Annotated in this window: 25 protein-coding genes; 18 read left to right on the plus strand and 7 right to left on the minus strand. The window is 71.5% G+C overall.

Annotated features, from left to right (window positions below; translation table 11 throughout):
- Nucleotides 1-117: 117 nt before the first annotated feature.
- Together ACTMTF_RS31825 and ACTMTF_RS31830 are read right to left on the minus strand one after the other, a co-directional pair.
- Nucleotides 118-969 (minus strand): LLM class flavin-dependent oxidoreductase, encoded by an 852-nt coding sequence (locus tag ACTMTF_RS31825; RefSeq protein ID WP_441113993.1) that lies wholly within the window; start codon nt 967-969, stop codon nt 118-120.
- 96 nt (nt 970-1,065) lie between these two features.
- Nucleotides 1,066-1,869: an alpha/beta hydrolase gene (locus ACTMTF_RS31830; protein WP_441113994.1), complete on the minus strand. Its 804-nt coding sequence runs from the start codon at nt 1,867-1,869 to the stop codon at nt 1,066-1,068.
- A 148-nt stretch (nt 1,870-2,017) separates the two neighbouring features.
- Here ACTMTF_RS31830 and ACTMTF_RS31835 point away from each other — a divergent pair, with 148 nt between their 5' ends.
- A complete protein-coding gene (locus ACTMTF_RS31835; RefSeq protein ID WP_441113995.1) occupies nt 2,018-3,229 on the plus strand; it encodes a PP2C family protein-serine/threonine phosphatase in 1,212 nt (403 codons plus the stop codon).
- Nucleotides 3,230-3,415: 186 nt separating this feature from the next.
- Here the strand turns inward: ACTMTF_RS31835 and clpX are convergent, their stop codons facing one another.
- Nucleotides 3,416-4,657, minus strand: coding sequence for an ATP-dependent Clp protease ATP-binding subunit ClpX (clpX, locus tag ACTMTF_RS31840; protein WP_441113996.1), 1,242 nt, complete (start codon nt 4,655-4,657; stop codon nt 3,416-3,418).
- Between the two features lie 142 nt (nt 4,658-4,799).
- Between clpX and ACTMTF_RS31845 the strand changes: the two genes are divergently transcribed.
- The 5 genes from ACTMTF_RS31845 (at nt 4,800) to ACTMTF_RS31865 (ending at nt 7,585) form a co-directional block, all read left to right on the plus strand.
- Nucleotides 4,800-5,213: a hypothetical protein gene (locus ACTMTF_RS31845; RefSeq protein WP_441113997.1), complete on the plus strand. Its 414-nt coding sequence runs from the start codon at nt 4,800-4,802 to the stop codon at nt 5,211-5,213.
- Between the two features lie 2 nt (nt 5,214-5,215).
- Entirely contained in the window at nt 5,216-5,440 is a 225-nt protein-coding gene (locus ACTMTF_RS31850) for a helix-turn-helix transcriptional regulator (protein WP_397015004.1), read from the plus strand.
- A gap of 29 nt (nt 5,441-5,469) precedes the next feature.
- Nucleotides 5,470-6,465 (plus strand): NAD(P)-dependent alcohol dehydrogenase, encoded by a 996-nt coding sequence (locus ACTMTF_RS31855; protein ID WP_441113998.1) that lies wholly within the window; start codon nt 5,470-5,472, stop codon nt 6,463-6,465.
- Nucleotides 6,466-6,755: 290 nt separating this feature from the next.
- Nucleotides 6,756-7,148 carry a VOC family protein gene (locus ACTMTF_RS31860; RefSeq protein ID WP_441113999.1) on the plus strand — a complete coding sequence of 131 codons (393 nt, stop codon included), beginning with the start codon at nt 6,756-6,758 and terminating at the stop codon, nt 7,146-7,148.
- Nucleotides 7,145-7,585 carry a cupin domain-containing protein gene (locus ACTMTF_RS31865; protein ID WP_441114000.1) on the plus strand — a complete coding sequence of 147 codons (441 nt, stop codon included), beginning with the start codon at nt 7,145-7,147 and terminating at the stop codon, nt 7,583-7,585. Before ACTMTF_RS31860 ends, ACTMTF_RS31865 begins: the two co-directional genes overlap by 4 nt.
- 6 nt (nt 7,586-7,591) lie before the next feature.
- Here ACTMTF_RS31865 and ACTMTF_RS31870 read toward each other — a convergent pair whose 3' ends face one another.
- Nucleotides 7,592-8,020, minus strand: a complete 429-nt coding sequence (locus tag ACTMTF_RS31870; RefSeq protein ID WP_441114001.1) for a MarR family winged helix-turn-helix transcriptional regulator — start codon at nt 8,018-8,020, stop codon at nt 7,592-7,594.
- A 39-nt stretch (nt 8,021-8,059) separates the two neighbouring features.
- On the opposite strand from ACTMTF_RS31870, the gene ACTMTF_RS31875 reads away from it, so the two are divergent.
- A complete protein-coding gene (locus ACTMTF_RS31875; RefSeq protein WP_441114002.1) occupies nt 8,060-8,899 on the plus strand; it encodes an alpha/beta fold hydrolase in 840 nt (279 codons plus the stop codon).
- A 202-nt stretch (nt 8,900-9,101) separates the two neighbouring features.
- On the plus strand, nt 9,102-9,332 hold the full coding sequence (locus ACTMTF_RS31880) for a hypothetical protein (RefSeq protein ID WP_441114003.1): 231 nt from the start codon (nt 9,102-9,104) through the stop codon (nt 9,330-9,332).
- A gap of 65 nt (nt 9,333-9,397) precedes the next feature.
- On the opposite strand, the gene ACTMTF_RS31885 is transcribed toward ACTMTF_RS31880, so the two are convergent.
- Nucleotides 9,398-10,237 (minus strand): nitroreductase/quinone reductase family protein, encoded by an 840-nt coding sequence (locus ACTMTF_RS31885; protein ID WP_441114004.1) that lies wholly within the window; start codon nt 10,235-10,237, stop codon nt 9,398-9,400.
- Between the two features lie 349 nt (nt 10,238-10,586).
- Between ACTMTF_RS31885 and ACTMTF_RS31890 the strand changes: the two genes are divergently transcribed.
- From ACTMTF_RS31890 to ACTMTF_RS31915, 6 genes are all read left to right on the plus strand, one after another.
- Nucleotides 10,587-11,213, plus strand: coding sequence for a helix-turn-helix domain-containing protein (locus ACTMTF_RS31890; protein WP_441114005.1), 627 nt, complete (start codon nt 10,587-10,589; stop codon nt 11,211-11,213).
- The gene (locus ACTMTF_RS31895) at nt 11,206-12,651 is read left to right on the plus strand and encodes a pyridoxal phosphate-dependent decarboxylase family protein (protein ID WP_441114006.1); all 1,446 of its coding nucleotides are present in this window, start codon (nt 11,206-11,208) and stop codon (nt 12,649-12,651) included. Before ACTMTF_RS31890 ends, ACTMTF_RS31895 begins: the two co-directional genes overlap by 8 nt.
- Before the next feature lie 178 nt (nt 12,652-12,829).
- Entirely contained in the window at nt 12,830-13,714 is an 885-nt protein-coding gene (locus ACTMTF_RS31900; protein ID WP_441114007.1) for a putative protein N(5)-glutamine methyltransferase, read from the plus strand.
- A gap of 18 nt (nt 13,715-13,732) precedes the next feature.
- Nucleotides 13,733-14,092, plus strand: a complete 360-nt coding sequence (locus ACTMTF_RS31905; protein ID WP_441114008.1) for an ArsR/SmtB family transcription factor — start codon at nt 13,733-13,735, stop codon at nt 14,090-14,092.
- Nucleotides 14,092-14,703: an SRPBCC family protein gene (locus tag ACTMTF_RS31910; protein ID WP_441114009.1), complete on the plus strand. Its 612-nt coding sequence runs from the start codon at nt 14,092-14,094 to the stop codon at nt 14,701-14,703. Before ACTMTF_RS31905 ends, ACTMTF_RS31910 begins: the two co-directional genes overlap by 1 nt.
- Nucleotides 14,704-14,708: 5 nt before the next feature.
- A complete protein-coding gene (locus ACTMTF_RS31915) occupies nt 14,709-15,104 on the plus strand; it encodes a VOC family protein (RefSeq protein ID WP_441114010.1) in 396 nt (131 codons plus the stop codon).
- A 24-nt stretch (nt 15,105-15,128) separates the two neighbouring features.
- Here the strand turns inward: ACTMTF_RS31915 and ACTMTF_RS31920 are convergent, their stop codons facing one another.
- Nucleotides 15,129-16,235 carry an SWIM zinc finger family protein gene (locus ACTMTF_RS31920; protein ID WP_441114011.1) on the minus strand — a complete coding sequence of 369 codons (1,107 nt, stop codon included), beginning with the start codon at nt 16,233-16,235 and terminating at the stop codon, nt 15,129-15,131.
- Entirely contained in the window at nt 16,232-18,949 is a 2,718-nt protein-coding gene (locus tag ACTMTF_RS31925) for a DEAD/DEAH box helicase (protein WP_441114012.1), read from the minus strand. Before ACTMTF_RS31925 ends, ACTMTF_RS31920 begins: the two co-directional genes overlap by 4 nt.
- Before the next feature lie 101 nt (nt 18,950-19,050).
- Here ACTMTF_RS31925 and ACTMTF_RS31930 point away from each other — a divergent pair, with 101 nt between their 5' ends.
- Genes ACTMTF_RS31930 through ACTMTF_RS31945 form a run of 4 tightly spaced genes read left to right on the plus strand, consistent with a single transcriptional unit; the run spans nt 19,051 to nt 21,997 of the window.
- The gene (locus ACTMTF_RS31930) at nt 19,051-19,668 is read left to right on the plus strand and encodes a DedA family protein (protein ID WP_441114148.1); all 618 of its coding nucleotides are present in this window, start codon (nt 19,051-19,053) and stop codon (nt 19,666-19,668) included.
- Nucleotides 19,652-20,752 (plus strand): sensor histidine kinase, encoded by a 1,101-nt coding sequence (locus ACTMTF_RS31935; protein WP_441114013.1) that lies wholly within the window; start codon nt 19,652-19,654, stop codon nt 20,750-20,752. Before ACTMTF_RS31930 ends, ACTMTF_RS31935 begins: the two co-directional genes overlap by 17 nt.
- Complete coding sequence (locus tag ACTMTF_RS31940; RefSeq protein WP_441114014.1) at nt 20,743-21,387, plus strand: response regulator; 645 nt, start codon at nt 20,743-20,745, stop codon at nt 21,385-21,387. The genes ACTMTF_RS31935 and ACTMTF_RS31940 overlap by 10 nt, the downstream gene beginning before the upstream one ends.
- Nucleotides 21,388-21,427: 40 nt before the next feature.
- The gene (locus ACTMTF_RS31945; RefSeq protein ID WP_441114015.1) at nt 21,428-21,997 is read left to right on the plus strand and encodes a TetR/AcrR family transcriptional regulator; all 570 of its coding nucleotides are present in this window, start codon (nt 21,428-21,430) and stop codon (nt 21,995-21,997) included.
- Nucleotides 21,998-22,016: the final 19 nt, after the last annotated feature.

Raw genomic sequence — 22,016 nt, forward strand, 5'->3', positions numbered from 1 at the left:
CGGCGATCACCGTGCCGTCCTGGCTCACCAGCAGCGACCCGAAGGGCGGGTTGCCGGCCTGCCGCGCGGAGGCGGCCAGCTCGATGGCTCTGCGGAGGTGCCGTTCGTCGTCCTGGTTCATGGAGTCTCCGTTCGGGGTCGGTGGGCGGCGACCGCCGCGAGTGCTTCCCAGGCCACCTCGGGGTGGCTGGTCTCGTGCGGGTCGCCGTTGAAGGGATCGAGGACCACGGTGCCGGCGCCGAGCTCGTGCAGCTGTTCGAGGTCGTCGATGATCTGCTCGATGGTGCCCTCGCCGGCCCGCCGGTCCGGGCCGGTGACCGGCTCGCCGGTGAGCCGCAGGAGGATGCGCGGGACCAGTGGCGGCACCGGGCGCTCCAGCTCGTCGGCCACGATCCGGAGCCGGTCCAGCGCGCCGCGCAGCCAGGGAAGCGTGCAGCGCAGCGGATGCCAGGCGTCGCCCAGGCGCACCGCCCGGCGCACCCCGGCGTCGCTGTTGCCGCCGACCCAGATCGGGATGCGCCCGGGACCGTAGTCGCGCTCGTCGTCCCAGGCGGCGCGCATGGCCCGGATGTGGTCGTCGGTCAGCTTGCCGCGCTGCTGGAACGGGACGCCGAGCGCCTCGAACTCCTGCCGCGCCCAGCCGACGCCCACGCCCAGCACGAGCCGCCCGCCGCTGAGCTGATGCAGGTTGGCGGCCATCCGGGCGACGAGCAGCGGATGCCGGTAGGGGACGATGAGCACGGTGGTGCCGAGCCTGACGCGCCGGGTGATGCCGGCGAGCCAGGCCAGCGTGGTGAACGGCTCGTAGAACGGCGCCGGATACTGCTCGGCCACATCCGGCGTCACCGCCAGATGGTCGGAGACCATGAGCAGGTCGTAGCCGAGCCCCTCGACCGTCTGCGCCCAGCGGCGCAGCGTGTCGGGATCGGTGCCTGGCCCGAAGTTCGGAACGTTCACCCCAATGTGCATCAGCAAAGGCTACGGGTTCACGGCGACACGCGCGCGACCGGCCCGGCCAGGTCCCGGACGGTTCCGGCCGGTCACCCTGACGGCCCGGGCCGCCGCTCAGCGGGTGCCGCCGGCCCGGTCGGCCAGCTTCACCACCGCGCCGACCAGCTCGGAGCCGGTCAGGAAGACCTGGTCGTTGTGGCCCGCGCCGGTCACCTTGATCAGGGTGGCCGAGTCCCCGGCCGCCTCGGCGACCGCTCTGCTCAGTCGTGGCGGCACGATCGTGTCCCGCGTCCCGTACAGGATCACGGTGGGAGCCCGGACGCCGGCGATCAGGTCGGTCACCGGGAAACGGTCGCGGAGCAGCAGCCGGACCGGAAGGTAGGGGTAGTTCGCCTGGCCGGCCGCCGCCAGGTCGGTGAAGGGGGAGCGGAGCACCAGGCCGGCCGGCGGATGGTCGACGGCCAGCCGGGTCGCCACCGCCGCGCCGAGGCTCTCGCCGAAGTAGACGACCTTGGTGTGCCCGAGGGTGTCGCCGAGGAACCGGCGCGCGGCGAGGGCGTCGAGGGTGAGCCCGTCCTCGGTGGGGTTGCCGGGGTTGCCGCCGTAGCCGCGATAGTCCATCAGCAGGACCGGCAGGCCGTGCGCGGCCAGGGCGCGGGCCAGCGGCGCTCGGTGCAGCCGGTTGCCCGCGTTGCCGCCGGTGATCAGCACGGCCACGTCGCGCTCGCCGGGGACGAACCAGGCGGCGAGCCGGAGGCCGTCACGGGTGGTGAAGGAGACGTCCCGCGCTCCGGGGATCACCGTGGCGGCGGACGGCGCCGGCTGCCGGTCGGGAAGGTAGATCAGATGACGCTGGCACGCCCACAGCAGTGCGAGCAGCACCACCAGCACTCCCACGATGACCACCACGGTGCGCATCGCCGCCGATCACTCCCTCCCATGGTCTGTGGTATCAGTCCACCACAGACCGCTCCGCATACGCTGGGGGCGGCGAACGAGCGTGACAGCTGGGAGGCCCCGGGTATGACAGCCCGGGAAGAAGACCGCGACGGGGGAGGCGGGCCGCATGCTGAGCGACGGCGAGCGCATGCTGGGCGGGCTTCTCCAGTCCAGCCACACCGCGAGCATGGAGGACGTCGTCCGACTGGTCGCCGAGCACGCCGTGCTCGGCGGTTTCACCAACACCCAGATCTACGTGGCCGATCTGCAGTCGATGTTCCTCGTGCCCTTCCCCGGGCAGATCGATCCGGCGGGTGAGCCGCTCTCGCGGCTGCACGTCGACGGCACCCTCGCCGGTCGGGCCTTCCGCGACGTCACGCTCGTCCGAGCCCCGGTGGACGACTCGGGCGTGGTGCGGCTGTGGGTGCCGCTGCTCGACGGCACCGAGCGGGTCGGTGTGCTCGGCGCCCTCGCCCACGACCCCGACGAGACCGCCGAGTGGCGGATGAAACGCCTCGGCACACTGATCTCCCTGATGGTGGTCAGCAAGCGTCACTCCAGCGACACCTACGCCCGGCTGGTGCGGACCGACCCGATGACGCTGTCCGCCGAGGTGCTGTGGAACCTGCTGCCGAACGGCAGCTTCGCCAACGACAGGGTGGTGCTCAGCGCCGCGCTCGAACCCGCCTACCAGGTGGGCGGCGACGCCTTCGACTACGGCATCACCGGGGACCTCCTGCACCTGTCGATCTTCGACGCGATGGGCCACGACCTCACCTCCGGGCTGACCGCGAGCATCGCCATCGGGGCCTGCCGCAACAACCGGCTCCAGGGCGCTGACCTGCTCGCCACCAGCGAGGCGGTCGACGAGGCGATCGCCGAGCAGTTCGGCCAGACCCGCTTCGCCACCGGCGTCCTGGCCGATCTGGACATGAACACCGGTGAGCTCACCTGGGTCAACCGCGGGCATCACCCGGCGCTGATCATCCGCGACGGCCGCCTGGCCGCCACGCTGGAGAGCAAGATCCCGTCGCCCCCGATGGGATTCCGGCTGGGGTTGTCGTCCGGGATCGAGCGTTATCAGCTCCAGCGCGGCGACCGGCTGCTGTATTACACCGACGGCATCATCGAGGCCCAGAGCCCCGAGGGGGAGATGTTCGGGCTGGACCGGTTCATCGAGTTCATCGTGCGGCACGAGGCGGACGGGATGTCGGCGCCCGAGACCCTGCGGCGGTTGATCCAGTCGATCCTGCGGCACCAGCACGGGCGGCTCCAGGACGACGCCACCGTGCTGACCGTGGAGTGGCAGTCCGGCAGGCACGTCGGCCTCACCATGTGATCAGCCTCACCGGTGGGACGTCAGGCGCGAAACGCGCCGGTGTGCTCGGCGTATCTGGCCAGCAGCCCCTCGGCGAAGGGCCGTGGCAGGCCCGCCTGGACCAGGTGCCGGGTGAGCGCCTCGGGCGGCACCTCCTCCAAGCGCAGCGGCCTGCCGATCGCCGCGCCGATCGGCCGCGCGCCGTGATCAGGCTGACTTCTCGCGCGGGCCTGGCTCGGGGCGGGCGCGCGGCACCAGGGTCGGGTTGACGTGGTCGAGCACGGTGTCGCGGGTGATCACGACTCGGGCCACGTCGTCCCGGCTCGGCAGCTCGTACATCACGTTGAGCAGCACCTCTTCGAGGACGGCGCGCGTGGCGCGGGCGCCGGTGCGGCGCAGCAGCGCCTGATCGGCGATCGCGCCGACGGCTTCCTCGGTGAAGTCGAGCTCGACGCCGTCGAGCTCGAACAGCCGCTGATACTGCTTGATCAGCGCGTTGCGCGGCTCGGTGAGGATCCTCGTCAGTGCGGTACGGTCCGGCGGACGCAACGTGGTGAGCACCGGGAGGCGGCCGACGAGCTCCGGGATCAGTCCGAACTTCAGCAGGTCGGCCGGCATGACCTCGGTGAGCGGGTCACGTCCGTCCGGCGGCGTGGCGCCGAACCCGGCGCTCCTGCGGCTGGTCCGCCGCTCGACGATGTGCTCCAGGCCGGCGAACGCGCCACCGGCGATGAACAGCACGTTGGCGGTGTCGATCTGGACGGTCTCCTGCTGCGGGTGCTTGCGCCCGCCCTGAGGCGGCACGTTCGCGACCGTACCCTCGAGGATCTTCAGCAGCGCCTGCTGGACTCCTTCGCCGGAGACGTCGCGGGTGATGGACGGGTTCTCGCTCCTGCGGGCGATCTTGTCGATCTCGTCCAGATAGACGATGCCGGTCTCGGCCCGCCCGACGTCGTGGTCGGCGGCCCTGAGCAGGCTGAGCAGGATGTTCTCGACGTCCTCGCCGACGTAGCCGGCCTCGGTGAGCGCCGTGGCGTCGGCGATCGCGAACGGCACGTCGAGCATCCGGGCGAGCGTCTGGGCGAGATAGGTCTTGCCGGAGCCGGTCGGGCCGATCATCAGGATGTTCGACTTGGCCAGCTCGACGGCGTCGCCGGGGCGCGCCCGGATGCGCTTGTAGTGGTTGTAGACGGCCACCGCGAGCGCCTTCTTGGCCCCCTGCTGGCCGACGACGTAGCGATCCAGGAAGTCGTGGATCTCGCGCGGCCTGGGCGGCGGGGACGGCTCGCTCCGGGCGATCTCGATCCGCTCCTCCTCGATGAGCTCGTTGCAGAGCTCCACGCATTCGTCGCAGATGCAGATCTGGCCGGGCCCGGCGATGAGTTTCCTGACCTGGTCCTGCCTCTTGCCGCAGAACGTGCACTTGAGCAGATTGCCGGAGCGTGCCACGTGTCTTCCTCGCCGGAGTCGTTAGATGTTCCAATCATTCGGATGTTCATGGTATCCCAATCGAGAAGTTAAGTATCTTTGACATCAGGTTTGGAGTGCTTTACATTTGTCGTGTTGGCAGATCGTTCACCTGGGAGATGGCATGTCACACGAGGAGAAGCGGGCGTGGGTCTACGCCGTGATCGCGGGCGTCGTGCCCGTGGTCTACGCCGTGATCGTGTTCGGGCGGCTGGCCGACGCCTCGGTCGCGGAGATCTCCTACGTGCGGCCGCTGCTCATAGCCGTCGGCGTCGCGATCCTGGCCAACGTCCTCGCCGACACGCTGATGGGAGCGTCCCGCGGCGCCGGCCGCCGCGACGAGCGCGACGTCGGCATCTTCCGGTACGGCACACAGGCCGGCTACTACGTGCTCGCGGCCGGCGCCGCCGGAGCGCTCCTCCTGACACTGGCGGGATTCGAGCACTTCTGGATCGCCAACGCCCTGTATCTGGCGTTCGTTCTTGACGCGCTCGTCTCCTCGATCGCGAAGATCGTCGCCTATCGCCGGGGTTTCTAGGCATGCCCAAGCCCACCAAGATCACCAACTCGATCCGCTACCTGCGCTTCACCCGTGAAGAGATGACGCAGGCCGAGCTGGCGGCCCGCGTCGGGGTGACCCGGCAGACCATCATCGCCATCGAGCAGGGGCGTTACTCGCCCTCGCTGGAGGTGGCGTTCCAGATCGCCAGAGTGTTCGGCGTGCCCCTCGACGAGGTCTTCCAGTACCCCGATGATCAGGCGTGACCGAGCCGCATGACCACCATCACGTGAGGATGATCTTCATGAAGGCCGTCGTCTATGACACCTATGGCTTACCCGACGTCCTCAGGGTCGAGGACGTCGAAATCCCCCGGCCCGGGGACAAGGAGGTGCTGGTCAGGATCGGCGCCGCGCCGGTGTCGGCGGTGGACGCCACCTTCCGGGCGGGCAAGCCGTTGTTCTCCAGGCTGTACACCGGCCTCACGAAGCCGAAGGCGCGGACGCTGGGCACCGACTTCGCCGGTGAGGTCGCGGCGGTCGGCAAGGACGTGAGCCGGTTCGCCGTGGGCGATCGGGTCGTCGGCGTCACCGGTCCCAGTTTCGGGGCGCACGCCGAGTATGTGCTCGCCCCGGCGGACGGGCCACTGGTCGTCGCGCCGGCCAATCTGTCCTACGCCGAGGTCGCCTCCTTCAGCAGTGGAGTGCTGACCGCGCTGCCCTTCCTCAGGGACCACGCCCGCCTCCGGCAAGGGCAGGAGATCCTCGTCAACGGAGCCTCCGGGCAGGTGGGACTGGCGGCGGTGCAACTGGCCAAGCACTTCGGCGCGCGGGTCACCGGTGTGTGCAGCACCGCCAAACTGGACCTGGTGACCTCCTTGGGCGCCGACGAGGTGGTCGACTACACGAAGGAGGACTTCACCCGCGCGAGTCATGGTTACGACGTCGTCTTCGACGCGGCCGGCAAGAGCTCGTTCGGGCGGTGCAAGCGCGTGCTGAAGAGCGGCGGGGTGTACATGACGACCGTCCCTTCCCCGGCGATCTTCCACCAGTCGCTGTGGACACGCAGGTTCGGCGACAAGCGGGCCGTCGTCGCGTTCACCGGCCTGCGCAAGGACAGCGACAAGACCACGGACCTGCGCTTCCTCGTGGAGATCGCGGAAGCGGGACACATCAGGCCGGCCATCGACGGACGCCACCCACTGGCGCGGGCCGCCGAGGCGCATCGGCGCATCGAATCCGGCGTCAACCGCGGCGCCGTCCTCATCACGATGGACCACGACGACAGGTGACCGCGTGGCCATACCGGGTCTCCAGCGGCCGTTCCAGCGGCGGCACCGGCGCGTCGTCCCAGGCGGAGGCGACATCGACCACATGCTTGGGTAGTCGGCTCAGAAGCAGACCGTCAGCACCGAGACCTCGGCCACGTCGGGCCGCCCGCTGGAAGGTCGTCCCGGCGTAGCCCCGCACGATCCGCCTGCGCCCGGTGCTCACGATCCGGCCTCCGATCCGCGTAGAGCGCGCCCTGGAACCCTTGACGGCCGCCTCGGTGTGAAGTGACATGACAAGAAGGAGCGAGATCATGCCTGTTCTGGGTGGCTTCCACCATGTCAGGCTGCCCGTCTCGGATGTGGTCACGAGCCTGGAGTGGTACAGGCGCGTGCTGTTCCTGGAGGTGGCGATCGAGTTCATCGAGGACGGCGTCCTGCGCGCCGTCACCCTGTCCGACCCGGACCGGACGCTCAGACTCGCCCTGCGCGAGGACCCCCAGCGCGCCCCCGGCCTGGCCGGATTCAATGCGCTGGCCTTCGGCGTGCCGACCGTGCAGGACCTGCACGCCTGGTCCGACCATCTGGACGCGCTCGGCGTCGAGCACTCCGCCATCGCCGAAGGCAGCGTGGGATGGCTGATCGGCGGCATCACCGACCCCGACGACATCGAGATCCGGCTCTACACCCATGAAAGGCGACCATGAGCGCGCTGTACCTGCCCGCGGGTGCGGGCACGACCCATTCCTTCCTCGGCACCGCCATGACGGTGAAGGCGGGCGGATCGGAGACCGGTGAGGCGCTGAGCCTCAGCGAGCAGGAGTGCCCGCCGGGCTTCGCCACGCCCTGGCACCTGCACCAGCACGACGACGAGGCGTTCTACATCCTGTCTGGAACGATCCAGCTCTATTGCGGCGACCGGACGTGGGAGGCGGGAGCCGGCGCGTTCGCCTTGCTGCCCCGCAGGCTGCCGCACGCCTTCGCCAACCGGGCGGAGGAGCCGCTGCGGCTGCTCCAGCTGAGCTGGCCGGCCGGGTTCGAGAACTTCGTCGCTGAGGTCGCCGCCCAGGACCCCGACCCGGCCCTGCTGACCGAACTCGCCGCCCGCCACGGCCTTGAGATCATCGGGCCGCCGCCCGCCTGACGCGCGTCAGGCCGGCGCGCCGGACAGCCGCCGGGCGAGAGATTCCAGCGTGGCGACGAGCTCGGCGACCTCCGCCGTCTCAACACCCAGCGCCTCGGCCAGCGCGGCGTCGACGGTCGTGCTCTCGGCGGCGCGCCGCCCCTTCTCCGGCGCGCCGGGAGCGGGGCGTACGAGAGTCCGCCGCCGATCGGCGGGGTCGGTCTCGGTGACCAGCACACCGTCCTCGCGGAGCTTCGCCACCGAGGAGGACACCAGGCTCTGCGGGAAGCCGGTGCGCTCGGTGACCTCCCTGATCGAGCTGCCTGGGTTCTCGAAGACGTCGACGAGGATCGTCCGCGCGCTGTTCGTCAGTGTGTGGAACCCCGATCGGGGGATGGCGTCCTGGCCGATCCTGATCAGCTTGTGCCCCAGGAGAAACAGCTCCAGCCCGTTCATGTGTCCCATGATGCACCACAGACGTGATACATCTTAAATATGATGCATCTGAAAACAGATGGAGTTGGCACGCTGGACGTGCCCGGCGCCCGGCTGCGGTACCTGCGGCGCGGCAGCGGCCCGCTGCTCCTGCTGATCGCGGGCGGCGACGGGGACGCCGCAGCCTCCGACGGCCTGGCCGCCCACCTCGCCGGCTCGTACACCGTGCTCACCTACGATCGTCGCGGCCTGTCCGGAAGCACCGTCCACGACCCGGCACGGTCACCGACCCTCAGCACCCACGCCGACGACGTTCACCGGCTCCTCGCCGCACACACGTCAGAGCCCGCGTACGTCTTCGGCAGCAGCATCGGCGCCATGATCTCCCTGGAGCTGGTGTCCCGCCACCCCGAGCAGGTCGGCCTCCTCGTGGCGCACGAGCCGCCCGCGCCCCAACTGCTGCCCGAGCCCGAGCGTGCGCGCGCCCGCCAGGACCAGCGGAAGGCCGAGGAGATCTTCCAGGCGGAGGGCGCCATCCCGGCATTTCTCGCCTTCGCCGCGTTCGGCGGCATCGACCCCACCGATCGCGAGCCGGACGTGGAGGTCGGGCCGCCCGGCCCGGAACGACTGCCGAACATGGAGTACTTCCTGACCCACGACGCCCCGGCGGTGCGCCGCCACCGGCTGGACCTGGCCGCCCTGAAGGCAGCGTCCACCCGTATCGTGCCCGCCGTGGGCCAGGCCTCCGCGCACATCTGGGCGCACCACTGCGCCCGCCTGCTCGCCGAGGAGCTCGGCACCTCGTACGTGGAGTTCCCCGGCGGCCACAGCGGCAACGTCTTCCGGCCCCGAGCCTTCGCCGCCCGCCTGCGCGATGTCCTCGACGGCCGGTTGCCGTGACCCGGAAGGCGTACGATCCGAAGCGGCCCCAGGCGGCGAAGACGGCCGGCGCGAACAGCACCACGTTGACGGCGATCCCCGAGGGCTCTTTACGGCGGCCGCACCACGAGACAAAGCCCTGATCAGCTAATCTCGAGAACAAGCGGGACCCGGCTGGGCTTAGCAGCCAGGTCCCTTACCTCCACGGTAAGGGAGATCATCAGTGGACACCAAGACCATCGAGGATCGAGTGCGGAGTCTGGAGTCGTTCGCGTATCGAACGGGTGAGGATCTGACCGACATCAAGACCACGCTGACCGGGCACACGGGGCAGCTGGCCGAGATCCATGACCGGCTGGGCCACGTCGAGGACCGGCTGGACCACATCGAGAAGGGCATTTCCCTCCTCCTCGGTCACCACGGCATCGAGCGTGCCGGAGCGGGGTCCGTGTAAGGTCCGTGGACACCGCTCCGGCGGCTGACGCAGGCGGCGGTTCGCCCGCCGCCTGGTCGGTGGCGCTAGGGCATGATCCCGTTGAGGATCGGGATGAGGTGCTCCTCCTCGTAGGAGAGGTGGGCGTCGAGCTCGGCGATCAGCCGTTCCACCTCACCGAGCAGCGTCGCGGGATCCGTACCCTCGCCTGAGACGAGCTTCTGAAGCTCCTCCAGCAGCGCCTTGATCTCCTCGTGCTCGCGGCGCAGCCGCGCCAGGGCGGGGGCGAGCGCGGGGTGCTGCCCGTCGAGGTGCGGGAACATGTGCCCGTCCTCCATCAGGTGGTGGTGCTCCAGCCCCTGGCAGAGGGCGAGGCAGTTGATGCGCAGCTGCGAGCCGAGGCCCGGCCCGGACTCCGCCACCTCCTTGCGGACCAGGGCGAGCTCGCGGCGGAACGCGTCATGGATCGCCTTGAGCCCGTCCCCTCCCCGGGTGACGCTCGACACGGGGGGACCGACGGGGGTCAGCGCGACGACGGGGATGGTCCGTCCGGCTTTGGCCTGGTATTCGGCCCAGCCGGGATCGGATTCGACGGCGCGGGCGAAGATCTCGTCGCGCTCGGTGCCCTGAAGGATCCGCGCGTCGGCTTCGCGGGTGAACACCCCGTCCTCGATGGTGACCCGTGGGTTGGCGCGCACGTTGTGGTACCAGGCGGGGTTGGCGGGCGACCCTCCGGCCGAGGCGACGACGAACAGGCGACCCGAGCCGCCGTCCGGCAGGTAGCCGAGCGGGGTGGTGTGGCGGGCGCCGGTCCTGGCTCCCGTGGTGGTCAGAAGGAGCAGCCTGGCCCCGTCGAAGGGCGGCCCGACCTGGCCCTGGTTGGCGCGGAACCGGTCGATGATCTGCTGGTTGAAGTCGTTGGGCATGCTCTGCTTTCTCCAGGCGTGAGTACGAAGCCGCAGGAATATGCGGTGAAATTTCGGTACATCGCACGCCGACGCCCAGGCCGTGGGCAGGCAAGCCTCGAAGAACGCGGGAAACAGGAACGAGGCGGCGGTCAACACCACCGAGCGCGGGGACGGCGCGCGGGCGCGATCAGATCAGGCGCTGCCTGTGAGCTGTGAAGTCACGGTATCGTCCCCTTGCTGCGCGGCCTCCATGCCGACACCGTCCTCCGGGTGACGTCACGCGACCTGCCGACGATTACACGATGTCCTGCCGTGGCTGTCAATCCCGCTGCCGCTATCGCGGACAAACCATCGCTATAGTGGACATATGGATGGCGAAGGCGTTCTCTCCACCGGCCTGTCGATGGCCGAGCTGGGTGCGCGCATCCGCGCCGAGCGCCGCTCGCGGGGATTGTCGATCGAGCGGACGGCCGCGCTGAGCGGCATCAGCCGCAGCATGGTCTCCGAGGTCGAGCGGGGTGCCAAGACGCCGAGCGTGCTGGTGCTCGACCGGCTGGCGACGGCACTCGGCACCTCGATCGCCCGGCTGCTCGACGAGCCCGCCCCCGAGGTCCCCCAGGTGCTGCGGCACGCCGCCCAGCGGGTGGTGCGCGACCCGTCCGGCTGGGAGCGCCGGGTGCTGTCGCCGGTGCTGCCGAACGTGGAGTTCGAGTTCATGCGGACCACCCTCGGACCCGGCGTCGACGCGGGGGAGTTCGCCGCGCACGCCCCCGGATCGCGCGAGTACGTGGCCGTCGAGTCCGGCCGGCTCCGGCTCACCATCGACGACCGGCCGCATGTCCTGCACACCGGCGACTCCGCCTACTATCCGGGCGACCGCCGCCACGCCTTCGCCGACGACACAGGCACCGGCTGCGTGTTCTACCTGGCCATGGAGCTGGGCGGGCGCGCGGTCACGCATCACGACCCGGGAAGGGAGACACCGGATGGATGAGCTGCGCCAGGCCGCCGGCCAGGCCGCCGACCTCATGGCCGACCACCTCGCCGGCATCCGCGAGGAGCCGGTCTGGCAGCCGGTGCCGGCCGAGGACCGCCTCTGGCTGACCGGCCAGGCCCTGCCCGAGACCGGGCGAGGGATGGCCGAGCTGCTGCAGGACGTGCGGGACCGGGTGCTGCGGCATCCGATGGGCAACGGGCATCCCCGCTTCTTCGGCTGGGTCAACTCCCCGCCGAACCCGGCGGGCGTCCTGGTCGAGCCGCTGGCCGCCGCCCTGAACCCGAGCTGCGCGGGCGGCGAGCACGCCGGCCCCCTGCTGGAGCGTACGGTCGTGCGCTGGCTGGCGGACCTGGTGGGCTTCCCGCACCGGCCCGGCGGCGGGCTGCTGACCAGCGGCGCCTCCATGGCCACCATCATCTGCCTGGCCACCGCCCGCCAGCAGGCGGCGCTGCGCGACGGGTGGGACGCCCGCGAGGACGGGCTGGCCGGGCGGGCCCCGATGACCCTGTACGTCTCGGCGGAGGGACACAGCTGCCTGCGCAAGGCCGCCGAGCTGCTCGGGTTGGGCGCCCGCCAGGTGCGCACCGTCCCGGTGGACGCCTCCTACCGCATGGACGTCTCCGCGCTCCGTACGATGATCGCCGCGGACGTGGCGGCCGGGATGCGGCCGTTCTGCGTCGCGGCCAGCGCCGGCACCGTCAACACCGGCGCCGTGGACCCGCTGGGCGAGATCGCCGACGTGGCGGGCGAGCACGGGCTGTGGTTCCACGTCGACGGCGCCTACGGCGCGCTCGGGGTGCTGGCCGACGGCGCCGCTCCCGCCTTCGCGGGCATGGACCGTGCCGACTCGCTGGCGCTGGACCCGCACAAGTGGCTCGGCGTGCCGGTGGGCTGCGGCTGTGCCTTGCTCCGCGACCCGGCGCAGGCGCGCGCCGCGTTCAGCCTGGTGCCGTCCTACCTGATCGACGACAACGCCGACGAGCTCGGCTGGTTCGCCGAGTACGGGCCCGAGCAGACCCGTCCCTTCCGCGCGCTGAAGACGTGGGCGACCATGTCCCACCTCGGCCGCGAGGGCATCGTCGAGCTCGTGGACCGCACCTCCCGGCTGGCCCGAATCCTGGGCGCCATGGTCGAGGACGCCGCGGACTTCGAGCTCCTGGCGCCCGTCACGACCTCCATCACCGCCTTCCGCCACCGGCCCACGGCGGCGGAGAGGACGGACGGCCACCGGCCCGGGGCAGTGGCGGGGCTGGACGCGCTCAATCGAGCCCTCCCCTCGGCGGTGCAGCGGCGGGGCAACGTCTTCCTCACCGGCACCCGGCTGGGCGGCGACGACGCCCTGCGCGCCTGCGTCCTGAGCCCGGACACCACAGAGGACGACCTGGCGCTGTTGCTCCACGAGATCCGCACGGCCGCCAAGGAGCTCGGCCGCTGACGTTTGCGCGCCGCCGACCGGCTCGGATAGTGTGCGCGTCGCCAGCAGTCGAACGACACGACCGAGGAGGTGAGACCCATTACCGCTGGACCAGGCCGGGTGCTCTCACCTCACGGCCGCGCGGTTCACCTGGCATAGGTGACCGGGAGAGCGCCCACAGCATCCCCGAAAGGCGCTCATGTCCCTCCCTAACCCCGCCATCGTCACCACGCTCCGCGCCGCCGGCTGCGTCTTCGCCGAGGACGAGGCCCGTCTGCTCACCGCCGCCGCACGGACTCCCGCGGAGCTCCTCGACATGGTGAACCGGCGTGCCGCCGGTCTGCCGCTCGAACACGTCCTCGGCTGGGCGGAGTTCTGCGGCCTGCGCGTGGCCGTCGACCCCGGCGTCTTCGTGCCCCGCCCCCGCACCGAGTTCCTCCTGCGCCAGGCCACCGCCCTCGCGAGCGCCTTCGCCGGCACCGTCGCCACCACACCGTGCGAAGCGGGGCCCACCGCGCCGTACGGTTCGCGGGTCGCGGCGGGGCCGGTCGTGGCCGTCGATCTGTGCTGCGGCACCGGGGCACTGGGGGCCGCGCTGGTCGCGGCGCTGGAGCGGGTAGAACTGCACGCCTCCGACATCGACCCGGCCGCGGTGGCGTGCGCCCGCCGCAACCTCGCCGCCGGCGGTCAGGTGTACGAGGGCGACCTGTACGAGCCGCTGCCCCCTGACCTGCTGGGCCGGATCGATCTGCTGCTCGCCAACGTGCCGTACGTGCCCACAGGCGAGATCGACCTGCTGCCCTCGGAGGCCCGCCTGCATGAGGCGCGGGTGGCGCTCGACGGCGGCGCGGACGGCCTCGACGTCCTGCGCCGCGTGACGGCCGAGGCCGGGAACTGGCTCGCCCCCGGCGGCCACCTGCTGTTCGAGACCAGCGAGCGCCAGGTGCCACAGGCAATCGACGCCGTGACCCGCCACGGCCTGGCCGCCCGCGTGGCCGTATCCGAGGAATGGGAGGCCACCGTCATCATCGCCACCCGCCCCACCCGGTTCCGGGAAGTTTCAGGTTTGACTTATATAAGTTAAAGCTGAAACACTCGGGGAGTGCACGCATTCGACGTCCTCGGTGACCCTGTCCGGCGCCGGATCCTGGAGCTGCTCGCCGACGGCGAGTTGAGCTCCGGCGAGGTCACCGCCGTCATCCAGCGCGAGTACGGCATCTCCCAGCCGGCGGTCTCGCAGCACCTGAAGGTGCTGCGGGACAACGGCTTCGCCAGCGTCCGCGCCCAGGGCACCCGGCGGCTCTACGCCGTCGACGCGGGGCCGCTGCGCGAGGTCGACGAGTGGCTGGAGCGCTTCCGCGGTTTCTGGAACCAGCGCCTGGACGCCCTGGCGACGGAGCTGGCCCGCGGCAGACGCGAACGCCGAACCCCGGACCCACGACCGAAAGACGAGCCCAGCTGATGGACATCATCGACGAGATCACCCGATCCCATCGCGAGATCAAGGAGAGCGGCGAGACGAAGACGCTCCTGCTGACCCGGCATTTCGACGCCGAGACCAAGGACGTCTGGGACGCCTGCACGACCGCCGAGCGGATCAGCCGCTGGCTGCTGCCCATCACCGGAGACCTCCGCCTCGGCGGCTCCTTCCAGATCGAGGGCAACGCCAGCGGTGAGGTCCTGCGGTGCGAGCCGCCCAGCCTCCTCACGGTGAGCTGGATGTACGGCGGCCCGCCCGCCTCGGAGGTGGAGGTGCGCCTGTCCGCCGCGGACGGCGGCACCCGCTTCGAGCTACGGCACACCGCGGTGCCGCCGCCCGACATGTGGACGCAGTTCGGCCCCGGTGCGGTCGGCATAGGCTGGGACCTGTCGCTGCTCGGCCTGAGCCTGCACCTGAGCGGCGGCGTGCTGCCCGACCACGACCACATGCACGAGACCGAGGAGGGCCGGGAGTTCATCACCCGCAGCAGTCAGGCGTGGGGCGAGACGTTCCTGGCCGCCGGCGCCACCGCCGAGCAGGCGGCGGCGGCCACCGCGGCCTCCACCGCCTTCTACGCCCCCTCAGGAGAGTGACCGTCATGCCGCAGAAGATCACGACATTCCTGATGTTCGAAGGTGTCGCCGAGGAGGCGATGAACTTCTACCTGTCCCTCTTCGACGACGCCGAGGTGCTCGCCATCGCCCGCTATGGTCCTGGCGAGGCGGGCGCCGAGGGCAGCGTGCTGCACGCCACGTTCAGGCTGGCGGACCAGGAGTACATGGCCATCGACAGTGCCGTGCATCACGCGTTCACGTTCACCCCGTCGATGTCGCTCTATGTCCAGTGCGAGACGGCGGACGAGATCGAGCGGCTCTTCGCGGCGCTGTCGGAGAAGGGCGAGACGCTGATGGCCCTCGACTCCTACGGGTTCAGCACCAAGTTCGGCTGGGTGTCGGACCGGTTCGGCGTGTCCTGGCAGCTCAACCTCGCCTGACCCGCCCGCGCACCCCGCGCCGCGTCAGTGGATCAGGGCCGACGGGTCACGCTCCGGCGGGCCGGCCGGCCACCACGCGTCGCCGCGCCGGGTGAACGGGTACCAGCGGCCGTCGCGGCCGTAACGCACCTGGCGCTCGCCGAACGTCCACCGGTTGCGCCAGGCCTCCACCTCGGGGGGCCGCTCGTCCTCCCAGCCGGACTCCAGCAGCGCCTGCGCCCTGGCCAGGTCCTTCCTGGGCGGGGTCCAGGCGGATTCGAGCACGTCCAGGCCGTCGGCGCCGCCGTACCGCCAGGCCTCCACGGCGGCGTCGAGCCCGAGGTCCAGACCGAACGCGGCGGACATCCGTACCCTGTCCTGGTATTCCGTCAGGGTGAGCAGGCGGCCGGAGGTCAGCAGTTCGCGCGCCCGGGAGGCGGCGGAGGCGGCGAGCACCTGCAGGGCGGCGACGTCGACGCCCGGGGCGGGCTCCAGCACCAGCGGCGCGAAGGCGACGTCCAGCGGGGGCGGGGCGGGCAGCGGCGGGACGCCGACGGCGAACGCCTCGGCGGCCGGGGTGCCCTGCGGCGCGGTGGCGGGCAGGTCGCGGCGCTGGAGCGCCTCGATCAGGTCGTGCTCGTCGCGGCCGCGCAGCAGCAGGAGCACGAACGGGTCGGCGTCGAGCAGCCAGGAGGCCTGATAGCACAGGGCGGCCGCGTGCTGGCAGGGATGGCCCCAGTCCGGGCAGGTGCAGCGGGGCTCCAGGTCGCCGACCGTGGGCAGCAGGGGGACACCGGCGTCCTCGGCCGCCTCGACGAGGTCGTGCGGCATGTCTCGGTCGAGCAGGGCGGCGATGTGCCCGGCCTTGGCGGCCACCTGGTCCAGGAAGCGTTCCCATTCGGCGTCGGTGAGCTGCTCGACGTGGACGACGGTGTCGTACTCGTCCTCGGTGACGGCGGCCAGCCGGCCGGGGCTGACGGTGATGGGGCCGACCTGGCCGGTCTTGGCGTAGGCACGGCCCCGCTGCAGCAGGCCCTGGTCGAGTGAGGTGTCCTCCAGGGCCTTGATCCAGGCGCGGCCCCACCAGGCGGTGGCGAAGCGGGCGCCGGCGCGCTGGCGGGGGAAGGCGGGGAATCCGCGGGCGGCGTTCATCTCAACTCCACGAGGGCGGCGAGTTCGGCGTCGGTCAGCTCGGTGAAGGCCGCCTCACCGGCGGCGAGCACGGCGTCGGCCAGGGAGCGTTTGGCGTCGAGCATCTGGGCGATGCGGTCTTCGATCGTGCCTTCGGTGATCAGCCGGTGGACCTGCACGGGCCTGGTCTGGCCGATGCGGTGGGCGCGGTCGGTTGCCTGATCCTCGACGGCGGGGTTCCACCAGCGGTCGTAGTGGATGACGTGGTCGGCGCGGGTGAGGTTGAGCCCGGTGCCGGCCGCCTTCAGCGACAGCAGGAAGACCGGGACGTCGCCGTCCTGGAAGCGCCGGACCATCTCCTCGCGCCTGGCCACGGGGGTGCCGCCGTGCAGCAGCTGGGTGCCGACGCCGCGGGCGGTCAGATGCTTGTCCAGGAGCCTGGCCATGGCGACGTACTGGGTGAAGACGAGCACGGCGCCGTCCTCGGCGACGATCGTGTCGACCAGCTCGTCCAGCAGCTCCAGCTTGCCGGAGCGGCCGGGCAGCCGGGGGGTGGCCTCGTGCAGGTACTGGGCGGGATGGTTGCAGATCTGTTTGAGCCCGGTCAGCAGCTTGACGATCAGGCCGCGCCTGGCCATGCCCTGGGCGGACTCGATCTGGCCGAGGATCTCCCGCACGACCGCTTCGTACAGGCCCGCCTGCTCGGTGGTGAGGGCCACCGGCCGGTCGGTCTCGGTCTTGGGCGGCAGCTCGGGCGCGATGCCGGGGTCGGACTTGCGGCGGCGCAGCAGGAACGGCCCGACGAGCCGGGCCAGCCGCTCGGCCGTCGCCTGGTCGCCGGACTCGACGGGCTTGGCCCAGCGGGAGCGGAACCTGGCCAGCGGGCCGAGCAGGCCGGGGGTGGTCCAGTCGAGGATGGCCCACAGCTCCGACAGGTTGTTCTCGACCGGGGTGCCGGTCAGCGCGACGCGGGCGGCCGCCGGGATCTCGCGCAGTGCCTTGGCGGTGCCCGAGATCGGGTTCTTGACGTGCTGGGCCTCGTCGGCGACGAGCAGACCCCAGGGGTGCTCGGCGAGGCGTTCGGCGTCCAGCCGCATGGTGCCGTAGGTGGTGAGGACGAACCCCTCGTCGGCCAGGGCGCGGCCGGCGCCGTGGAAGCGGCGGACCGGGACGCCGGGGGCGAACCTGCCGATCTCGCGCTCCCAGTTGCCCAGCAGCGACGCCGGGCAGACCACCAGCGTCGGCCCCTGCCCCTGACGCTGCCGGGACAGGTGCAGGGCGATCAGGGTGATGGTCTTGCCCAGGCCCATGTCGTCGGCCAGGCAGGCGCCGAGCCCGAGCGAGGTCATCCTGGCGAGCCAGCGCAGCCCCTGCAGCTGGTAGTCGCGCAGGGTGGCCGCCAGGCCCGGCGGCGGGCCGATGTCCTCCGGCTCGGTCAGCCGGTCGCGCAGCTCGCGCAGCCAGTCGCCCGGCTCGACCGCCACCTGCTCGCCGTCGACCTCCACGGTCCCGGTCAGCGCGGCGCCGAGGGCGTCGAGGCCGGTCAGCGGCTTGAGCTCGCGCTGGCGGGCCTTGCGGGCGACGTCGGGGGCGATGAGCACCCACTGGTCGCGCAGCCGGACGACGGGGCGGTGCGCCTCGGCGAGCTGGTCCATCTCGGCGGCCGTGAGCCGCTCGCCGCCGAGTGCCAGCTGCCAGTCGAAGCTGGTCAGCTGGGCGCCGCCGAGGAACGACGGCATGTCGGACGGCGCCGGGTCGCGCTCCCCGAGGACCGCGCGGGCGCTCAGGCCCTGGACCAGCGATCGGGGCCAGTGCACCTCGACCCCGGCCGCGGCCAGCCGCTCGGCGGCCCCGGCGAGCAGCTCCTCGACATCACCGTCGGACAGGACGAGCTCGTCCGGAACGGCGCTGTCCAGCAGCCGTTCGAGTCTCGGCCAGGCTCGGGCGGCGCCGCGGATGGCGATGGTCGCGTCGATCCTGGCCCGCCCGCCGAAGCCGGGGTCCCGCCCTTCCCACAGGTCGGCGGCGTCCACCACCAGCGACGGGTCGGCCAGGCTGTGCAGTTGCGCGACCGCGCGGAACTCCGCGCGCGCCGGATCGGCGGCCTCCAGCCGCAGCGACAGCCGCACGCCGGAGTCGAGCCCCGCCGACACCTCCGCCGCCCAGGAACGCAGCCGGGGCACCTTGACGGGCTTGGCGGCGGCGAACGCGGTGGTGCCGGTGGCCCGCACCGCGCCGGGCGAGCGCGGCATCGCGTCGGCCACCGCGTCCAGGAACGCCCGCACGTGACTCTCCGCCTCGGGCAGGCGCAGGTCCTCGTCGACCGGTACGGCGCGAGCCGCGGCGGGCATGGCGTCGGCCAGTTCGCGGATGCGCCGGGCGTCGGCCGCGTCGAAGGGCCCGGCCCGCCAGGAGTCGTGGTCGCCCGTGGTGACGCCGGGCAGGACGCGGCCTCTGGTGACGAGCTGGAGCGCCACGAGCGACGCGGCGCCCCAGAACCGGGCGGCGGGGTGGGCCGTCTCGTCCTGGCGTGCTCTGGCCAGGGCGGCGACGGCCTCGGCGACCGGGACGCGGACGGCCGGAGCCTCGCGGACGCGCAGCTCCCCGTCGTGCTGCTCCACGACGGTGGCCGTGCTGTCACCCCGGGGGTCGAGGAAGGCGATCTGTCCGGATCTGGGAGGATCGCTGGGCTCGAAGACGACCGGGTGTCGTACCGAATCTGGTGTGAGGCTCACGACCGTACAGTGTACGGTACATGGGGGTGTGGTTTACCGTAGCCGGGATCGGGCGTCTTCCGCATTCCCCGGCACTGCCAATGATCCGTAGCCTTATGCGCATGGTTGATTGGGTCGTGTCATTAATGGCCGCTCTCGGTGCGCCCGGGGCGGGAATCGCTATCGCGCTGGAGAACCTGTTCCCGCCGCTGCCGAGTGAGGTGATCCTGCCGCTGGCGGGGTTCACGGCGAGCATGGGCAGGATGAATCTCGTCGAAGTCCTGGTGTGGACCACGGCGGGGTCCGTGGTCGGCGCGCTGGCGCTCTACTGGATAGGGGCGCTCCTCGGTCGCGAGCGGACGCTGGCGATCGCCGCCAAGCTCCCGCTCGTCAAGGTCTCCGACATCGAGAAGACCGAGGCGTGGTTCCTCAAGCACGGAAAGGCGACGGTGTTCTTCGGGCGAATGATCCCGATTTTCCGCAGCCTGATCTCGGTGCCGGCCGGCGTCGAGCGGATGAACCTGGTCACGTTTCTGTTGCTGACGACCGCGGGCAGCGCGATCTGGAACACCATCTTTGTGATGGCCGGATACCTCCTGGGCAATGAGTGGGAACTGGTCGAGACGTACGCGGGCATCGGGTCGAAGGTCGTGCTCGGCCTGGTCGCGCTGGCGGTGGTGGTCTTCATCGTGGTACGCCTGCGCGAGCGCAGCAAGGGACGGCATGCGGTCCGTCGCTGAGGGAGCACGACGACTCGGCGCGGTGACCCTGGGAACGGTCACCGCGGCGGTTGAGCTGGTGTTCTTGCTGGTGACGCTGCCGTTCCTGGGCCGTGCCCGGGTGGAGGCGGCGGCCGGGCGGCTGGCGGGGTTCGAGGCGTGGCGACTGCGGCTCGACCCCGCGGAACTGGACGCGATGGGCGACGGCAGGCGGGTGCTGCGCTATCTGGCGCTGCGCGTGCCCGTCGGCGTGCTGGGCGGGCTGGTGGTGCTGCTGCTGGCGTTCGGGCTCCGGGAGGCCGCCCGGCTGGGGGCGTCGTGGGTCGCGGGTGAGGCTTACGACGGGATGACTCCGTCGTCCGTTCCGCTCGTGGCGTACGTGTCCGTCGGGGGGCTCGTACTGCTCTTTCTGGCTTTGTCGGGTGTGGTGGGCGTGCACGCGCTGGAACGGCGGCTGGCCCGCCGGGTGCTCGCCGGCGACCCGACCGTGGCGCTGGAGCGCCGGATCGCCGAGCTGGCGGAGAGCCGGGCGGGGATCGTGGCGGCGGTCGACTCCGAGCGGCGCCGGATCGAGCGTGACCTGCACGACGGGCTGCAGCAGCGGCTCGTCGCGCTGTCCATGCTGATCGGCCGCTCCAGGCGCGGCCGGCCCGAACTGCTGGACCAGGCGCACGGCGAGGCGCAGCAGGCGCTGGCCGAGCTGCGGGAGGTCGCCTGGCGGGTGTACCCGAGCGGGCTGGACTCGCTGGGGCTGGGCGAAGCGCTGGCGGGGGTGGCCGAGAGGTCGGGCGTGCCGGTCAGGGTGGCGTGCGAGCTGCCGGAGCGGCCGCCGATGGCGGTGGAGACGGCGGCGTACTTCGTGGTGAGCGAGGCGGTCACCAACGCCGCCAAGCACGCCGGCGCCGACGCCATCACGGTGGACGTGCGCAGGGAGGGGACGATGCTCGTCGTACGGGTGTCGGACGACGGGGTGGGCGGCGCGCGCCTGACGGGCGGCGGGCTGTCCGGGCTGCGGCGCCGGGTGGCCGCGCTGGACGGCGCCTTCGAGGTGATCAGCCCGCCGGGCGGGCCGACGACCGTGACGGCGGAGTTGCCATGCGAGTGATCCTGGCCGAGGACTCCACGCTGCTGCGTGAAGGCCTGGTGCGGCTGCTGCTGGAGGAGGGGCACCAGGTGCCCGCCGCGGTGGGCGACGGTGACGCGCTGGTCGAGGCGGTGGCCGCGCATCTGCCGGACATCGTGGTGGTGGACGTGCGGATGCCGCCCACGCACACGGACGAGGGGTTGCGCGCCGCGCTGGAGATCAGGCGGCGCTGGCCCGAGGTCAAGGTGCTGGTGCTGTCGCAGTATGTGGAGAAGCGGTACGCCACCGAGCTGATGAGCGCGGACGTGTCCGGGGTCGGCTACCTGCTGAAGGACCGGGTGGCGCAGGTGGCGGATTTCCTCGACGCGCTGGACCGGGTGGGCGCCGGGGGAGCGGCGTTCGACCCCGAGGTGGTGCGCCAGTTGCTGGCGCGCACGACGCAGGTGGATCCGCTGGCGCGGCTGACTCCCCGCGAGCGGGAGGTGCTGGAGAGCATGGCGCAGGGCCTCACCAACGCCTCCATCGCCCAGGCCCTGCATGTTTCGCAGAGCGCGGTGGAGAAGCATGTGAACTCCCTTTTCGACAAGCTGAACCTGTCCCACGCCACCGGCTACAGCCGCCGCGTGCTGGCGATCCTGCACTTCCTGGAGTCCTGAGCGGTTTGACGAACTGACACTATTTGCAAATAATGTCAGCATGTCGCAGGGTGCAGAGAAGCAGCAGCGCGTCCTCGATGCCGCTCTCCAGGTGTTCGGCCGCTACGGTCTCCGCCGTACGTCCATGGACCTGATCGCCCAGGCCGCCGGCGTCTCCCGTCCGGCGCTCTACCAGCACCACGCGGGCAAGCAGGAGATCTTCCGCGCGGTGGCGGAGCGGGCCATCGACCAGCTCATCGGACGCGCCGAGGAGATCGGCCAGGCAACCGGCGACGTCACCGACCGGGTGTTCCGGGCCCTCGACCTCAAGCTGGAGTTCGTCGCCGGCAGCGTCGAGGCGGAATTCCGGAGCGAGCTGCTCGCCGAGGTGACCGCGGTCGCCCCCGATCTGACCCGCTCGTTGAAGGACCGGCACGCCGCCGTCGTGGCAGCCATCCTGCTCGCCGCCGAGGACGACCTGCCGCTGCTCGGCACCGTCCTGTCCGCGCATGACGCGGCCGTGCTCCTGCTCGCCGCGCTCACCGGCATCGCCCAGCAGGAGGAGGAGCTGGACGTGCTGCGCACCCAGCTGCGGCAGCTCGTCGAGCTCACCATCAGAAGCCTCAAGTGACCCCCGCCCACGTGATCCA

This window comes from Nonomuraea sp. ZG12 (assembly GCF_052068115.1).
Classification (GTDB): Bacteria; Actinomycetota; Actinomycetes; order Streptosporangiales; family Streptosporangiaceae; genus Nonomuraea.

What these genes read in the sequence shown, in the direction of transcription:
- ACTMTF_RS31860 (WP_441113999.1), top strand. Translation starts at nt 6,756, where the DNA reads ATGCCTGTTCTGGGTGGCTTCCACCATGTCAGGCTGCCCGTCTCGGAT.
- ACTMTF_RS31890 (WP_441114005.1), top strand. Translation starts at nt 10,587, where the DNA reads ATGGATGGCGAAGGCGTTCTCTCCACCGGCCTGTCGATGGCCGAGCTG.
- ACTMTF_RS31920 (WP_441114011.1), bottom strand. Translation starts at nt 16,235, where the DNA reads ATGAACGCCGCCCGCGGATTCCCCGCCTTCCCCCGCCAGCGCGCCGGC.
- ACTMTF_RS31875 (WP_441114002.1), top strand. Translation starts at nt 8,060, where the DNA reads ATGATGCATCTGAAAACAGATGGAGTTGGCACGCTGGACGTGCCCGGC.
- ACTMTF_RS31900 (WP_441114007.1), top strand. Translation starts at nt 12,830, where the DNA reads ATGTCCCTCCCTAACCCCGCCATCGTCACCACGCTCCGCGCCGCCGGC.
- ACTMTF_RS31830 (WP_441113994.1), bottom strand. Translation starts at nt 1,869, where the DNA reads ATGCGCACCGTGGTGGTCATCGTGGGAGTGCTGGTGGTGCTGCTCGCA.
- ACTMTF_RS31895 (WP_441114006.1), top strand. Translation starts at nt 11,206, where the DNA reads ATGGATGAGCTGCGCCAGGCCGCCGGCCAGGCCGCCGACCTCATGGCC.
- ACTMTF_RS31825 (WP_441113993.1), bottom strand. Translation starts at nt 969, where the DNA reads ATGCACATTGGGGTGAACGTTCCGAACTTCGGGCCAGGCACCGATCCC.
- ACTMTF_RS31915 (WP_441114010.1), top strand. Translation starts at nt 14,709, where the DNA reads ATGCCGCAGAAGATCACGACATTCCTGATGTTCGAAGGTGTCGCCGAG.
- ACTMTF_RS31935 (WP_441114013.1), top strand. Translation starts at nt 19,652, where the DNA reads ATGCGGTCCGTCGCTGAGGGAGCACGACGACTCGGCGCGGTGACCCTG.
- ACTMTF_RS31835 (WP_441113995.1), top strand. Translation starts at nt 2,018, where the DNA reads ATGCTGAGCGACGGCGAGCGCATGCTGGGCGGGCTTCTCCAGTCCAGC.
- ACTMTF_RS31910 (WP_441114009.1), top strand. Translation starts at nt 14,092, where the DNA reads ATGGACATCATCGACGAGATCACCCGATCCCATCGCGAGATCAAGGAG.
- ACTMTF_RS31940 (WP_441114014.1), top strand. Translation starts at nt 20,743, where the DNA reads ATGCGAGTGATCCTGGCCGAGGACTCCACGCTGCTGCGTGAAGGCCTG.
- ACTMTF_RS31885 (WP_441114004.1), bottom strand. Translation starts at nt 10,237, where the DNA reads ATGCCCAACGACTTCAACCAGCAGATCATCGACCGGTTCCGCGCCAAC.
- ACTMTF_RS31865 (WP_441114000.1), top strand. Translation starts at nt 7,145, where the DNA reads ATGAGCGCGCTGTACCTGCCCGCGGGTGCGGGCACGACCCATTCCTTC.
- ACTMTF_RS31930 (WP_441114148.1), top strand. Translation starts at nt 19,051, where the DNA reads ATGGTTGATTGGGTCGTGTCATTAATGGCCGCTCTCGGTGCGCCCGGG.
- ACTMTF_RS31945 (WP_441114015.1), top strand. Translation starts at nt 21,428, where the DNA reads ATGTCGCAGGGTGCAGAGAAGCAGCAGCGCGTCCTCGATGCCGCTCTC.
- ACTMTF_RS31850 (WP_397015004.1), top strand. Translation starts at nt 5,216, where the DNA reads ATGCCCAAGCCCACCAAGATCACCAACTCGATCCGCTACCTGCGCTTC.
- ACTMTF_RS31855 (WP_441113998.1), top strand. Translation starts at nt 5,470, where the DNA reads ATGATCTTCATGAAGGCCGTCGTCTATGACACCTATGGCTTACCCGAC.
- ACTMTF_RS31845 (WP_441113997.1), top strand. Translation starts at nt 4,800, where the DNA reads ATGTCACACGAGGAGAAGCGGGCGTGGGTCTACGCCGTGATCGCGGGC.
- ACTMTF_RS31870 (WP_441114001.1), bottom strand. Translation starts at nt 8,020, where the DNA reads ATGAACGGGCTGGAGCTGTTTCTCCTGGGGCACAAGCTGATCAGGATC.